This window comes from Streptomyces sp. NBC_00873, from assembly GCF_045207415.1.
Taxonomy (GTDB): Bacteria; Actinomycetota; Actinomycetes; order Streptomycetales; family Streptomycetaceae; genus Streptomyces.
Map to the genome: position 1 here is coordinate 5,681,771 of NZ_CP108803.1, position 14,048 is coordinate 5,695,818.

Here is a 14,048-nt window from a genome sequence, read left to right on the forward strand (position 1 = left end):
GTGCCCGGTCCGGAGCTACCAGCCGAAGCCCGGCTGGATGGGCATGCAGGCCGTTTCGTCGTCGCCGTTCAGGGCCCCTGCGCTCTCCGGGGTCTTCTCCTCGGCGCTCGGCGCGTGATAGTCCCCGATCGTGCGCCAGTCGGCCCCCACGGTCAGCGTGATGCCCGAGACGTCGGTCGACTTCTTCACCGCCGACAGCGGGATACCGAGCGCCTTGGCGACGGCCTGGGCATTGCCCTCCATGTCCACGTTGGGGAAGAGCACCCCGGTGCGCGCCGCCGCCGCGGTGTTCTGCGTATCGACCGTGGTCTGGATGAAGCCCTTCCCGACCAGCAGTCCCTTGACCTCTGTCGCGCGGCCCTTGACGGGGTACCCGGTGCCGGTGCCGGTGCCGTTGCGGACGCTGACCGGGATCTCGGCGATGGGCGACGTGGGCTTCTTGGCAGCCGGGGCCTTGCGCTTGGACGCCTTGCCGTCGAGTGGGACGTCGTCGCGGACCATCTGGAACAGCTGATCGGCGTCGACGGGCATGGGGAGCACCCGGCCCCTGTTCACGCCCGTTCCGTAGACGTTCGGCATCGTCGTCATCGTGATGCGCTTGGTGGGCACCTTCTTGAGCTCGCCCGCGAGGTCGTACAGCTTCGTGACGCTGCCGAGGCCCTTGTCGCCCTTGTCGACCGTCAGCGCGTTGGTCGCCGCCTCGGCGAGGCTCATCAGCTTGCCCGGGTCGGTGAGCTTGGTGCCCTTGCGCAGCTCACGGACCATCGAGTTCATGTACATGTGCTGGGCGTGCGTACGGCTGAGGTCGGTGCCGTCCTTGAAGCCGTAGCGGGTCCGCAGCCACTGAAGGGCCTGCTTGCCCTTGACCTTGGTGGTGCCCTCCTCCAGCTTCAGCCCGGAGCCCTTGCCGTCGCTCGTGTGGGAGTAGACATTGCCCTTGACGCAGACCGGGACGCCGCCGATCGCGTCGGCCATCGAGACCACACCGGCGAAGTCGATCATCATGAAGTGGTCGATGGTGATGCCGGTGAGCTCGTACCAGGTGGCCACGGTGCATCCGGGACCGCCGCGGCCGAGCGTCTCGTTGGTCATCGCCAGGCCCGTGGTTGCGGGGTAGACGTGCTTCGTCTTCGGGTCGGTGCACTTCGGGATCTTCAGCAGCGTGTCGCGCGGCATGCTGATCACCGACATGTTGCTGCGGTCGGCGGAGAGATGGAGCAGCATCTGTACATCGGCCAGCGGCGGCGCCCCGAAGGTGTCCTTGGCCCCGCCGAGCTTCTGGTTCTCCTTGGAGTTCCGCGCGTCCGAGCCGATGAGCAGGATGTTCAGCGGGGTCTGACCGGCGGCATTGGCCTTGTGGTCGGCCATCTTCTTGTCGCCGAGCGTCAGGTCCGCCTTCTTGAGGTTCCCGTTGAGGTGCTGGTAGTAGAGGTATCCGGCGCCGGCGCCGGCGAGTATGACCACAGCGAGAATCCAGGCGATCCAGCGCAGTATGCGGCGCTTCCCGCGTCGGCCGTGCCGGTGCGACTGCCCGCGGCGGCGCCCGCCCTGGCCCGGGCGGTCCCGGTCCCCGGCGCCGCCGCTGTTCCGCCGGCCGTCCCGTCCGCTGTCGTGCCCGTCGTCGGAGCCGGCGGACGGGCCGTCGTCCCAGCCGAGTTGTCCGGCATGCCGGACGCGTGGTCGCGTTCCCTCCCCGGGTGTGCTGCTCCGTCCCACCAGATCCCCCCTGCTGCTCAGACTCTTGGAATGGCGCAGTGACCCGGTGTCACTTGGCGCACTCTGCCTTGGCGGCGTTTCCTAGCGGTATGTCTGCCGGCGCCTTTGCCGGTCCGGTGATGGGCACACCCGCGCCCTTGAAGTCCGCGCCCAGGGTCAGGACCATCGCCTGGAGTCCCTCTGCGTCGGTGGTGCCCTTCTTCAGGGCCGAGCCGGGCAGCCCCATCATGGCGGCGAGTGCGCGGGCCTGGTCCGCCTGGTTCGGCGCGTACTCCAGCGTCGTTTTGTCGAGCTTCGCTGGGGCGTTGGCCTTGTTGGTGGACTTGAGCACGCCCTGGTTGTTCTGCAGCCACGCGACCGTCTCCTGCGCGGCACCCGCACGGTCGCCGCCGTTGAAGACATCGACGCGAACGTCGGCGGCAGCGGCCTTGGTGCCCTTGAGGAGTGCGTCCTGCTTGCTCCTGGCGGCCTTCTTCTGCTTCTTCACCTCGGTCAGCGAGGTGTCCTCGCGCATCATCGCGAACAGCGGGTCGGACTTGGCGGTGTTGAGCACCACCGTCGCGTGGACCTTCTCGGCCGGGTTGTCTATCACCGGCACGGTCACGAAGGTGATGTTCTTGGTGTCGACCTTGCTGAGCTCCTTGGCGAGCGACACCAGCTTCGTCCCCGAGCCGATGGGTTTGTCCACGGTGAGCGCCTTGGTCGCCGCGTTCGCCAGCTTGTACAGCTTGGTCGGGCTGGTCAGGGTGTCGTCCGACTTCATCTGCCGGATCATCGAGCCGATGAACTGCTGCTGCACCTTGATCCGGTCCAGGTCGCTCTGATTGCCGAAGCTGTGCCGGGTCCGTACGAACGCCAGGGCATCCTCGCCCTGGATCTTGCTCTCGCCCTCCGGAAGGTCGAGGTGCGACTTGGAGTCCTTGACCGGATGTGCCAGGCAGACCTTGACGCCGCCGACCGCCGTGGACAGCTCCTTCACCGCGTTGAAGTCGACCATCATGAAGTGGTCGACCTTCAGCTTGGTGATCTCCTCGACGGTACGCATGGTGCAGCCCGGGTCGCGTCCTTCCTGGCCCAGGCTGGTGTTGAACCGGACGCCCTGCGTCCCCGGAATGACCTTCTTCGTGCCGTCCGGCAGCGTGGTTTCGCAGTCCGGGATGTTGGTGATCATGTCGCGGGGGATGCTCAGCGCCGTCGCGTTGGTGCGGTCCTTGGAGACGTGGAAGAGGATGTTGGTGTCGGCGTGGCCGGTGCTGCCCTTGTCGCCGTACCCCTCGTTGCCCTTACCGGTCCGCTTGTCGGTGCCGATGATCAGGATGTTGATCGGGGCGTCGGCGGTGACGACGTTCTTGTTTCCGACGTCACCGACGTCGACAGCGTCGAGGTTGCTGTTGAAGTGCTGGTACAGCGCGTATCCGCCCACCGACAGGCCGACCAGTACGAAGGCCATCGCGCCGCACGTCCAGATGAGCGCCTTCTTGCGGCGGGACTTGGTCTGCTTGCGCTTGCGCCGGCCCGCGGTGTCCGGACCGGAACCTTCCGGCCCGCGCGGGCCATTGGCCGCACGACGGCCACGCTGTGCCGGCACCTCGCGGCGCGGCCCGTTGCCCCGCCCGCCGTCGTCACGCGCACCGCTTCTGCGTTCGCCACCGCCCTCACGAACCGCACCTGCACGCCTGGAACCACGCTGCCCCGGAGGGGTCGGCATGCGGCTCGAATTCCCTCCGGATTGGGTCAGTCGCAATTCGTAATCGCCGGTCTGCGGGTTGAGAACCCATTGGTCTGCGGGATCGATTTCGTCCGCCCGCCCACGGCTTTGCGCATCCACGGTTGTTTGAGTCCTCCGTCGGTGCCACGCGAGGCGCCTCCCCCGACAAGGCGCTCGATCTTTCGCTCCAGCAGTGCGCGACCTGACGGCCGGAAGCACCGGATCGCGTCACACTATCCGCCAAGTTCGGCGTCGGGCGACGGGCGTGACAAATTCCACGGACCTCACAACCGGTCATTCTGCTCATTGCGCGCCGATCGTCGACAATTCCTTGGCCATTGCTTTACTGCTTACACAGGTCCGCGGCAGCGTTGTTGCCCGAGTAGGTGGGTGTGGGGGTCGGGCTCGTGGACTCCGAGGCGTGCCCATTCCCGTTCTTCCTGCGTGCCAGCTCGTCTGCGGGGACCACGGTGACAGGGGCGTCCTGGCGCAGCTGCTTGAAGAGCTTGGCCGCGTCGGGCTGGACGAGTTCGTCCCGGTTCGGGTCGGCGGCGTACGGCTGTCGTGGCACGGTCAGGAACTGCACCTTGTCGGTCGGTACGTCGCGTACGCCGCGCACCAGCGCGTACAGGTCCTTGAGGCTGTCCAGGCCGGGGTCCGTGGTCAGCGACTTGGTGGCCGCGTCCAGCACCGGATAGAGACGGGTCGGGTTGAGCAGGACGCCGTTGCTCTGCACCTTGTTCACCAGCGCGCCGAGGAAACGTTGCTGGCGGTCCATCCGGTCGGTGTCGCTCCCGTTGCCGAGGGACTTGCGGGCCCGTACGTACCCCAGTGCCTCCTCACCGTCGAGCTTCTGGCGTCCCGCGCGCAGCTTCAAGTGCGCGTCGGGGTCGTCGATCGGCTCCTTGAGACAGACCTCGACACCGTCCACCGCGTCGACCATGTCCTTGAAGCCGTTGAAGTCGACGACCATGTAGTGGTCTATGCGGATCCCGGTCATCCGCTCGACCGTACGGATCGTGCAGGCAGTGCCGCCGAACTCGAAGGCCCAGTTGAACTGGGCGAATTGCTTGTTGGTCCGTTTTCCGTCCGATGCGCGGCAGCTGGGGATCTCCGCCATCAGATCGCGCGGGAGGGACATCGCGGTGACGCTCTTCCGGTCCGCGGGGAGGTGCAGCAGGATCGTGGTGTCCGAGCGCTGGCTGCCGCCGTAGGAGCGACCGTACTTGCGGTTGTCACCGGCGCGGCTGTCGGAGCCGATGAGCAGGATGTTCTGCGCCTCGTGCACGACGGACGGCGGGCGCTCCTTCTCGTACGCGCGCAGTTCGGCAGACACCGACGTGTCCGTCCTGATGTTGCTGTCGAGCTTCCGGTACAGCCGCCAGCCGACGCCGGCGGCCACCAGGACGAGGAACGAGGCGGCGAGCGCGGCCCAGCGCACCCAGTGGCGCCTGCGCCGGGCGGGGACGGCCTCGTCCCGCCACCGCACGCGGGAGGCTTTCCCGTCCGGCCCGTCCTGCGACTCGCCCCTCGACGTGTCGTCGTCCTTGTCCGCGGCCGAGTGGTCGGGGTCCGGCGGCGTGCCGGCACTTTCGGTCACGTCTGCGTCCATCCTTCACGTTCGGCAGCGCGCTGGGCCGCCGGTCGCAGGAGTAGACGGCTGAACCCCACGCTTGGTTGTGCCCAGGGCCTGTACGGCTGATCATGTACCGGAGTTGAGGCGCGGGCCCGGGGGCTCGGCCCGCTGTGGGCCGTACGAGTGCCCTCAGACTGCCGGTCGTGCCGCGGTGTTGGTGACCCGCTCGCTCCCGATGCGCTTGGCGAGCCCGTCCTCGTCCAGCCGGTCCACGTGCCGGCACAGAACCACCGAGCCACCGGTGGCCAGCGGCGCGTACAGCCCGGCGCTGAGCCCTTCCCAGGTGTTGTAGGTGTGCCCGGTCAGCAGCCGGGATCCGGGCGTCAGACCCAGCTCCGCACCGTCCTCGCGGGCGCGCGCGACCAGTTGCGCCGACGTCAGCGCGACACCGCCGACGGTCAGCGCGGGCGCGTCCGGGTCCACCGGTGCGAACGGCGCGAACCGGTCGCCCTGGCCCGGCACCTCCACGGCATAGTCCGCGAAGCCCTCGGGCGGCTGCGGGAACCGGCCGCCCAGTGGACGCAGGGCCAGCGCGACGCGCTCGCCGCGGCAGGCGCGCGCCGCGTCCAGCGTGTCCGGACCGGTCACGACGAGGTCGGCCGCGGCGGGGTCACCCTGCACATCGGCGACGACGCCGACCGAGGAACAGGCGAGCAGCCAGACCGCGGACTGCCAGTGCGCGGGCAGCAGGAGAGCGAGCCGGTCGCCGGGTTCCGTGGCCAGGTCGCCCTGCAGCAGATTGGCTGTCTTGGCCACCCAATTGGCGAAGGTGGCCACCGACAGTTCGACCCGTTCTCCGGTGGCGTCGTCGTAGAAAGTGACCATGGGGCGGGCCGGGTCCGCGGCGAGCGCGGAACGCAGCAGGTCGGCAGGGGTGCGGTCGCTGGCGTTCATCCGCGCAAGGGTACGCGGCCGCGCCGGACGGGACCGGGTGCCACAGGTGTCGCGTACACCGGTTCGGCAGACGGCTCGTCAATTGTGGAGAGATGCCCCAGTAGCCGGAGCTATCGGATTGTGCCCAAGATCGTTCGTATGCGTGCCTTCATTGCATCCGCCATTGGTGTCACCTGCTCGGCAGCCCTCGTCCTGCCGCTCGCCGCGCCCGCGGGCGCCGCCCCCGACACCACCGTCACCGCAGAGACCGAGGCAGCCGACCCCGTCGAGGTGTCCGGGTCGACCCAGTCCCTGCCACTCACTGCGCTGCCCACCGCGTCCACGCGGGCGACCGGCGCCCCCACCGAGGCCGCCGCCACCGCCGAACAGGGCCTGCCCCGGCGCGACGTCCACCCCTTCTCCCTGGTCGGTGTCGTCTGGGACGACGCCGACGTGGAACTCAACGGCACCGTCCAGGTCCGCACCCGCGCCACCGGCACCACCCACTGGTCGGACTGGCAGGAGCTGGAGACCCACAACGCCGAGCACGGCGCCGACCCCGGCACCGCCGAACGCGACTCCGGGACCGTCCGCGGCTCCACCGCTCCGCTCTGGGTCGGCGACTCCGACGGCGTCGAGGTCCGGGTGAGCCCCGAAGTGACCGACGTACGGGACGGGAACAGCGGCGCCAGCGTCCCGCTGCCCGACGGGTTGCGGCTCGAACTCGTCGACCCGGGCAAGGACCCTCGACAACTCCCCGCAGCCGGCCCGGGAGCCGCAGCCGGCGGCGGGGACAGTCGTGCCCCGTCCTCCGAAGCCCTGGTTCTCCCCGCGCTGAGCAAGACGGAGACCGAGGCGGAGAGCGAGGCCGAGGACGGCGTCGCCCCGGGCAGCAAGCCGTACATCGGCCCCCGCCCGACCATCATCACCCGCAAGGGCTGGGGCGCCGACGAGAAGCTCCGCGAGAGCACCTTCGTGTACACAAAGTCCGTCAAGGCCGCCTTCATCCACCACACCGCCACGGGCAACAGCTACACGTGTTCGCAAGCGGCCTCGGTCCTTCGCGGTATCTACCGCTACCACGTCGAGAGCAGCGGCTGGCGCGACATCGGCTACAACTTCGCCGTCGACAAGTGCGGAACCATCTACGAAGGACGCGCCGGAGGCGTGACGAAGGCCGTCCAGGGCGCGCACACTCTCGGTTTCAACGCCGACAGCATGGGCATTGCGGTGCTCGGAACCTTCACCACGTCCAAGCCGCCCACCGCGGTGGTGAACGCCGTCGCCTCGCTCAGCGCCTGGAAGCTCGGCCTGTTCGGCGCCGACCCCAGTGGCAGCACCACGCTCGTCTCCGGCGGCGGCAACCGGTTCAAGAAGGGGACGAAGGTCAAACTCAAGGTCATCTCCGGCCACCGGGACGGCTTCGTCACCGAATGCCCGGGAGAACGCCTCTACGAGAAGCTCGGCACGGCCCGGACCACCTCCGCCCGTCTGCAAGGCCGCTGACGACCCGCCGCTGCGGACTGCTGCGGGGCTGCCGGACGGTGATGAACCGGCCGGTCTGCATACACTGGCCAGCCAAAACCAGGCCCGGCCCCAGCAGGAAGCAGAGACGTGCCGTGACAGAGGCAAAAGAAGCGATTCTCCTGGTCGGTGGCAAGGGCACCCGACTGCGCCCGCTCACGGTGCACACTCCGAAGCCCATGGTTCCGGCGGCCGGTGTCCCGTTCCTCATGCACCAACTGGCGCGGGCACGGGCCGCCGGCGTCGAGCACATCGTGCTCGCGACCTCGTACCTGGCGGAGGTCTTCGAGCCGTACTTCGGCGACGGCTCGTCGCTCGGCCTGCACATCGAGTACGTCACCGAACGCGAACCGCTCGGCACCGGCGGAGCCATCCGCAACGTGGCGTCCCGCCTCACCTCGGGCCCGGACGAACCCGTGCTCATCTTCAACGGCGACATCCTCACCGGCCTCGACATCGGGGCGCTGGTCACCTCGCACGCCACCTCCGGCGCGGATGTCTCGCTCCACCTCACCCGGGTCGAGGACCCCCGCGCCTTCGGACTCGTACCGACGGACTCCACGGGCAGGGTGACCGCGTTCCTGGAGAAACCGCAGACGCCCGAGGAGATCGTCACCGACCAGATCAACGCGGGGGCGTACATCTTCCGCCGCTCGGTCATCGACACGATCCCGGCCGGCCGGCCGGTCTCCGTGGAACGCGAGACCTTCCCCGGACTGCTCGCCTCCGGCGCGCACCTCCAGGGCATGGTCGACTCCACGTACTGGCTGGACCTCGGCACGCCGCAGGCATTCGTACGCGGCTCCGCCGACCTGGTCCTCGGCCGCGCCCCGTCCCCGGCCGTCCCCGGCCGGTGCGGCGACCGGCTCGTCCTGCCGACCGCATCCGTCGCCGCCGACGCCAAACTCACCGGCGGTACGGTCATCGGCGAGGACGCCCTGATCGGCGAGGGCGCCCGGATCGACGGCTCCGCGGTACTGGCCGGAGCGGTCGTCGAACCCGGCGCCGTGATCACGGACTCCCTGGTCGGAGCGGGTGCCCGGATCGGCAGCCGCACGGTCCTGGTGGGCGCGGTCATCGGCGACGGCGCCCACGTCGGCGCCGAGAACGAACTGCGTGACGGCGTCCGTGTCTGGTGCGGTGCCGTCCTGCCGGACGCGTCGGTCCGTTTCTCGTCGGACGAATGACGGGCGCGCTGCGGCGCGTACCCTCGACACGCACCCCCGACGACCGAGGACCTCACCGTGGCAGGACGATTCGCTCCCCGCAGCGCCCCGCGCACGCCCGTCCCACGCCAGGTGCCGACCGGTCCGGCACCGGAGGCACTGACCCGGGACTGGACCCCGCCGGGCCCGCTCGACCTGCGCCTCGTCCTCGGCCCGCTGCGCCGCGGCCCCGCCGACCCGACGTTCCGCATCGACCGGGACGGCTCGGTCTGGCGGGCCACCCGTACCCCGGCAGGCCCCGGCACGCTCCACATCACCGACCGGGGCGGCCGGATCGAGGCGACGGCCTGGGGTCCCGGCGCGTCCTGGCTGCTGGACCAGCTCCCGGCCCTGCTCGGCGCGGAGGACGACCCGGAAGCCTTCCGCCCCCGCCACCGCCTGGTCGCCGCGGCCCGGCACCGCCGCCCCGGACTGCGCCTGCTGCGCACCGGCCTGGTGCTGGAGTCGCTGATCCCGTCGATCCTGGAACAGAAGGTCACCACCGACGAGGCCTACCGCGCCTGGCGCCTCCTGGTCCGTACGTACGGCACCCCGGCCCCCGGCCCGGCGGCGCACCTGTTCGGCACGCACGGCCTGCACGTCATGCCGGACCCGCGCACCTGGTCGCTGATCCCGTCCTGGGAATGGCACCGCGCAGGCGTCGACACCAAGCGCTCGGCCACGATCCTGCGCGCGGTGCGAGTCGCCCGCCGCCTGGAAGAAGCGGCGACGATGCCCCTCCCCGAGGCCATTGCCCGCCTGGAACTGATCCCCGGCATCGGCCCCTGGACCTCGGCGGAAACCCTCCAACGAGCCAACGGAGACCCCGACGCGGTCACCGTGGGCGACCTCCACCTCCCCGGCATCATCGGGCACGCCCTGGCAGGCAACAGAAACGCCGACGACGCGGAAATGCTGACGCTCCTCACCCCCTACGAGGGCCAGCGCCACCGAGCCACCCGCCTCATCCTGCTCTCGGGCCACACCCCGTCCCGCAGAGCTCCGCGCATGACAAGAGGCGACATCGCCCGCCTCTGAGGCCCCCCTCAAACACCCGACCCGGCCTCGCAGTCCACGATCAGCCGTGTCGCATTCGAGTTGTCCGGCGATCGGGGACGAACCGGGCCCGCAGGTCGCGACAAGCCGCGTCGTATTCGAGCCGGTCCGCCGGTCGATGCCGACGATCCGGCAGGCTTCCCTGCTGCTGTAGCCCTGCTGCATGAGCTGGAAGTATGCCGCCCGCTCACGGGTCAGCTTCTTTCGCCCCTGCGGCCCCCGGTCCTTGCGTATCTCGAAGTCCATTGCATCCCCTGAGCTGGGGTGTTGCAACGACCACTAGAACTCAAGGTCGCCCCCGGGCCCCGGCAAGGGGCGGGCAGGGAAAATCCCGCCCCGGCCCACCTCACCGCACCTCGACGAACCCCTCCGCACCCCGCTCCGCCCGGGCCGCCGGCGCAACCGCCGGACGCCCGACCGCCACCGCACCCAACGGATCCCACTCCGCCGGCAGATCCAGCACCTCACGCACCACATCGCGGCAGAACATCGTCGACGACACCCACGCCGACCCGAGCTGCTCACCGGCCAGCGCCACCAGGAAGTTCTGAACGCCCGCGCCCGCCGCGACCACGAACATCTCGCGCTCCGCGGCGTCCCGTCGCGCGTCCCCGTACGTATGGGCGCCATCCATCACCAGGCACGGCACCGCCAGATACGGCGCCCGGCGCAGCACATCGCCCCGCCGCACCCGCTTGGCGATCGACTCCTCGCTCTTGCCGTCGCGGCGCAGATCCGCGATCCACGCATCCCGCATCGCGTCGAGCAGCCGGGTCCGCGACTCCTCGGACTCCAGGAGTACGAACCGCCACGGTGTCGTGTGATGCGGCGCCGGCGCCGTCACCGCCGCGGCCACGGCACGCCGTACCGCCGCCGGGTCCACCGCCTCGTCCGTGAACTCCCTGACCGTACGCCGCTGCGTCACCGCTTCCCGCACCGCCTCGGACGTCCCGAGCCGGAACATGTCTTCGGCGGCCACCCGCACCATCGCCCGGGCCCCGGTCTCCGCGCCCGCCGGGTCCACCACATGCGAGAGCCCCCGTACGATCGCGACCGGCAGCCCCTCCGCCTTGCCCTTGACCAGATCACCGGCCGAGGCGAGCTCGTCCGCGGTGGCGACCACGGTGGCGCTCAGCGGATTGCCGTGCGCATCTGTCCCACCCCGCAGATCGTCCAGCACCCGGACCCCGGCCGCCCCGATGGCGACATCGGTCAGCCCGTTGCGCCACGGCCGCCCGAAGGTGTCCGTGATCAGAACCCCGACCTCGACGCCGAGGGTGTCCCGCAGCCCGTCCCGGATCGTCCGCGCGGAGGCGTCCGGGTCCTCGGGGAGCAGCAGCACCGTCCCGGCGGGGGTGTTCGAGGCGTCGACCCCGGCCGCGGCCATGACCAGGCCCTGCCGGTTCTCGACGATCCGCAGCGTGCCGCGCCGCGCCACCACCCGTACGGTTTCGGCGTCGATCGCCGCCTCCCGGTCGGTGGCTTCGGCGATCCGGCCCTCCGCCTTGGAGACGATCTTCGAGGTGACGAGCAGGACGTCACCGTCGACCAGCCCCGGCTCGGTGGTGGCGATCAGCTTCGCGAGGTTGTCACCGGCCCGCACCTCGGGCATCCCGGGCAGCGCCCACACCCGGTACGAGGGCGTCGCACCGGCAGCCGTGCCGCTCACGCCCGTACCTCCTCGGCCAGCGCCAGCGCCTGCCGCGCCATCTCGGTGGTCGCGTCCACATCCGTCATCATCAGCGGCACGGCCCGGCAGCGGATGCCCGCGGCCTCCACCTCGTCGACCGTCCCGGCGTCCACCGTGTCGACGAGCCAGCCGTCGAGCAGCCCGGAGCCGTAGTGCTGGGCGACGGCGGCCGCCGTGGACTCGACGCCAACCGCGGCGAGCACCTTGTCCGCCATGCCGCGTACCGGCGCGTTCCCGACGATGGGGGAGAGGCCGACGACCGGCACCCCGGCCTCGGCGATCGCCTCCCGGATCCCGGGCACGGCGAGGATGGTGCCGACCGAGACGACGGGGTTGGACGGCGGGAAGAGGATGACATCGGCGCCGGCGATGGCCTCGAGGACACCGGGCGCCGGCTCCGCCTGCTCGGCACCGACGGGCACGATCGCCTGCGCCTGGACCGAGGCGCGCAGCTTCACCCAGTACTCCTGGAAGTGGATCGCCTTGCGCTCGCCGTCGATGTCGACGGCGACATGCGTCTCGATCCGGTCGTCGGACATCGGCAGCAGCCGGACCCCGGGCTTCCAGCGAGCGCAGAGCGCCTCGGTGACGGCGCTCAGCGGGTAGCCGGCGCCCAGCATCTGCGTACGGACGATGTGGGTCGCGAAGTCACGGTCGCCGAGCCCGAACCATTCGGGTCCCACGCCGTACGCGGCGAGTTCCTCCTTGACGTGGAAGCTCTCGTCGGTACGGCCCCAGCCCTGCTCCTCGTTGATGCCACCGCCGAGGGTGTACATCACGGTGTCGAGGTCGGGGCAGACCTTGAGTCCGAACAGATGGATGTCGTCACCGGTATTGCCGATCACCGTGATGTCCGCGTCGGGCGTGGCCTGCTTGAGGCCACGCAGAAAACGAGCACCACCGATACCGCCGGCCAGAACCACAATGCGCATACAGACCAGTCTGTCAGGCGCAGCCTGATCGTTGTGGGGGTGGTGGTGGGTGGCGCGTGGGGCTGTCAGGCGCAGCCTGATCGTTGTGGGGGTGGTGGTGGGTGGCGGGTGGGACTGTCAGGCGTGTACGGCGTCGGCAGTCTCCGAGGCGCACTGCGCCGCGTGCATGGGCATCTCGGTGAGCCCCGGGAAGTAGATGTGCAGGCTGACGGCCGGTTCGAGGGAGTCGTTGACCACTTCGTGGACGTATCCGGGCGCGAACACGCGCTGCGCGCCGGGGTCCAGCGACCGCATGCCGCGCTCCGTACGCTCGGTCAATTCGCCTTCCAGGACTGTCAGTACGCCGGACGACAGCCCGTGGTCGTGCAGCCCGCTGCCCTGACCGGGGACCCAGCTGAGCAGCCACACCTCGTAACCGAGTGGGGTCTCCCCTGCTCGAGCGGAGCCGAGAGCTTGGGGAACGGTGCGGAGCCGGTGGTACCAGCGGGTGGTCGCGTCGTACTGGACGAGCGGCGCCCACTGCGAGCGGTCGGCGGCGATGCTGCGGGCGAGCCCGACGAACTCGGCCACCGTGGAGGGGTGCTGGCGGGCAGGGCGGAGGAGGTGCTGGACCTCAAGGATGTCGCCGGCGATCTGGAGGTCGCTGTCGCTGTTCATGGGTGCGGTGGTTCCTCGGCAAGTGAGTGCAGGGCAAGAGTGCAGATGCAGAGATCGAGGGGTGTCGCGAGGACCGGGGAGGGACCGGGCAGCCGCCGGGCGAGAAGTCGTTCGACGGGGTTGTCCGGAGAAGGTCGAGGTCCGGAGAAGAGCTGCGACTAGCTGGAGCGCGAAGGCCTCAACAGCTGAGACAGCTGGAACAGCAACAGCGAGCCTGGACAGCGGTGCGGAACCCACGGAGGTGGGTCGCGCGCATCACGGAGGTCGCTGGCATGAAAGCAAGGGAACCGAGCAAAGCTCCCGTTGTCAACCTGATGCCCGATTTGGCGGTAATGTTTCACCTCATCCGGTTACTCCGGTCGGAGAAAGGTTTGTGCACCCGCCGTGGCGGAGATGTGGCGCAACAACGGCGCCCCCAAACGTCGTAGTGGCCTCGTGATCCGACTGTGATCTTGATCGCTTCGGTGATCGAATCGAAACATGGCCGCCCTCCCGGGAGTCTGACTCTGTGATGGACGGGGGCGTGATGAAGCCCATGGCATATGTCAGATTTTTGGTGATTTGCACACTTTCCGCATAGGCTTGGTTCCGCAGAGTGAATACCGGGCCCAATAGCAGATCTCCGCTTGACTGGCTCGGATCCACACACTTGTAATTTCACTCGTGTCGTTCGGCCGAATCGATAACGGCTGCATCACGGGGACGCAAGAGACAGACGAGGGGCGCACATGACCGAGCTGTTCCAGCAACTGCTGGTCGAGGACGCGGACGAGGAACTCGGCTGGCAGGAGCGCGCACTGTGCGCCCAGACCGATCCCGAGTCCTTCTTCCCCGAGAAGGGCGGATCGACCCGCGAGGCCAAGAAGGTCTGCCTCGCCTGTGAAGTCCGGTCCGAATGCCTTGAGTACGCCCTTTCCAATGACGAGCGGTTCGGTATCTGGGGCGGCCTTTCCGAACGGGAGCGGCGACGCCTGAAGAAGGCCGCTGTCTGACCGCGAGGCCCGCGAAGCAACAGACCGACGGATTCACTGGAACCCCCGGCCGCCCGAGC

General features: G+C 69.5%; 11 protein-coding genes. 4 read left to right on the forward strand and 7 right to left on the reverse strand.

Annotated features, from left to right (window positions below; genetic code table 11):
* Positions 1-15 precede the first annotated feature (15 nt).
* The 4 genes from OH809_RS26390 to OH809_RS26405 all read right to left on the reverse strand — a co-directional run bounded on the left by OH809_RS26390 (position 16) and on the right by OH809_RS26405 (position 5,954).
* A complete protein-coding gene (locus OH809_RS26390; protein ID WP_406515700.1) occupies positions 16-1,716 on the reverse strand; it encodes an LCP family protein in 1,701 nt (566 codons plus the stop codon).
* A 49-nt stretch (positions 1,717-1,765) separates the two neighbouring features.
* Positions 1,766-3,544, reverse strand: a complete 1,779-nt coding sequence (locus OH809_RS26395) for an LCP family protein (RefSeq protein ID WP_406420169.1) — start codon at positions 3,542-3,544, stop codon at positions 1,766-1,768.
* Between the two features lie 223 nt (positions 3,545-3,767).
* Positions 3,768-5,036, reverse strand: coding sequence for an LCP family protein (locus OH809_RS26400; protein WP_406515701.1), 1,269 nt, complete (start codon positions 5,034-5,036; stop codon positions 3,768-3,770).
* A 153-nt stretch (positions 5,037-5,189) separates the two neighbouring features.
* Positions 5,190-5,954: a TIGR03089 family protein gene (locus OH809_RS26405; protein WP_406515702.1), complete on the reverse strand. Its 765-nt coding sequence runs from the start codon at positions 5,952-5,954 to the stop codon at positions 5,190-5,192.
* A 138-nt stretch (positions 5,955-6,092) separates the two neighbouring features.
* On the opposite strand from OH809_RS26405, the gene OH809_RS26410 reads away from it, so the two are divergent.
* The 3 genes from OH809_RS26410 to OH809_RS26420 all read left to right on the forward strand — a co-directional run bounded on the left by OH809_RS26410 (position 6,093) and on the right by OH809_RS26420 (position 9,700).
* Positions 6,093-7,439 (forward strand): peptidoglycan recognition protein, encoded by a 1,347-nt coding sequence (locus OH809_RS26410; protein ID WP_406515703.1) that lies wholly within the window; start codon positions 6,093-6,095, stop codon positions 7,437-7,439.
* A gap of 113 nt (positions 7,440-7,552) precedes the next feature.
* A complete protein-coding gene (locus OH809_RS26415) occupies positions 7,553-8,644 on the forward strand; it encodes a sugar phosphate nucleotidyltransferase (protein WP_406420161.1) in 1,092 nt (363 codons plus the stop codon).
* Positions 8,645-8,701: 57 nt separating this feature from the next.
* Positions 8,702-9,700 carry a DNA-3-methyladenine glycosylase family protein gene (locus OH809_RS26420; RefSeq protein ID WP_406420159.1) on the forward strand — a complete coding sequence of 333 codons (999 nt, stop codon included), beginning with the start codon at positions 8,702-8,704 and terminating at the stop codon, positions 9,698-9,700.
* Positions 9,701-10,064: 364 nt separating this feature from the next.
* Here OH809_RS26420 and OH809_RS26425 read toward each other — a convergent pair whose 3' ends face one another.
* The 3 genes from OH809_RS26425 to OH809_RS26435 form a co-directional block, all read right to left on the reverse strand.
* Positions 10,065-11,387, reverse strand: a complete 1,323-nt coding sequence (locus tag OH809_RS26425) for a coenzyme F420-0:L-glutamate ligase (protein ID WP_406420157.1) — start codon at positions 11,385-11,387, stop codon at positions 10,065-10,067.
* The gene (gene cofD, locus OH809_RS26430; RefSeq protein ID WP_406420155.1) at positions 11,384-12,340 is read right to left on the reverse strand and encodes a 2-phospho-L-lactate transferase; all 957 of its coding nucleotides are present in this window, start codon (positions 12,338-12,340) and stop codon (positions 11,384-11,386) included. The genes OH809_RS26425 and cofD overlap by 4 nt, the downstream gene beginning before the upstream one ends.
* A gap of 117 nt (positions 12,341-12,457) precedes the next feature.
* The gene (locus tag OH809_RS26435; RefSeq protein WP_406420153.1) at positions 12,458-12,997 is read right to left on the reverse strand and encodes a cysteine dioxygenase; all 540 of its coding nucleotides are present in this window, start codon (positions 12,995-12,997) and stop codon (positions 12,458-12,460) included.
* A 728-nt stretch (positions 12,998-13,725) separates the two neighbouring features.
* Here OH809_RS26435 and OH809_RS26440 point away from each other — a divergent pair.
* Positions 13,726-13,989, forward strand: coding sequence for a WhiB family transcriptional regulator (locus OH809_RS26440; RefSeq protein ID WP_030927001.1), 264 nt, complete (start codon positions 13,726-13,728; stop codon positions 13,987-13,989).
* Positions 13,990-14,048: the final 59 nt, after the last annotated feature.

Bases quoted from the DNA above. Each gene is read 5' to 3' on its own strand.
- OH809_RS26400 (WP_406515701.1), bottom strand. From the start codon at position 5,036: ATGGACGCAGACGTGACCGAAAGTGCCGGCACGCCGCCGGACCCCGAC.
- OH809_RS26440 (WP_030927001.1), top strand. From the start codon at position 13,726: ATGACCGAGCTGTTCCAGCAACTGCTGGTCGAGGACGCGGACGAGGAA.
- OH809_RS26405 (WP_406515702.1), bottom strand. From the start codon at position 5,954: ATGAACGCCAGCGACCGCACCCCTGCCGACCTGCTGCGTTCCGCGCTC.
- OH809_RS26410 (WP_406515703.1), top strand. From the start codon at position 6,093: ATGCGTGCCTTCATTGCATCCGCCATTGGTGTCACCTGCTCGGCAGCC.
- cofD (WP_406420155.1), bottom strand. From the start codon at position 12,340: ATGCGCATTGTGGTTCTGGCCGGCGGTATCGGTGGTGCTCGTTTTCTG.
- OH809_RS26435 (WP_406420153.1), bottom strand. From the start codon at position 12,997: ATGAACAGCGACAGCGACCTCCAGATCGCCGGCGACATCCTTGAGGTC.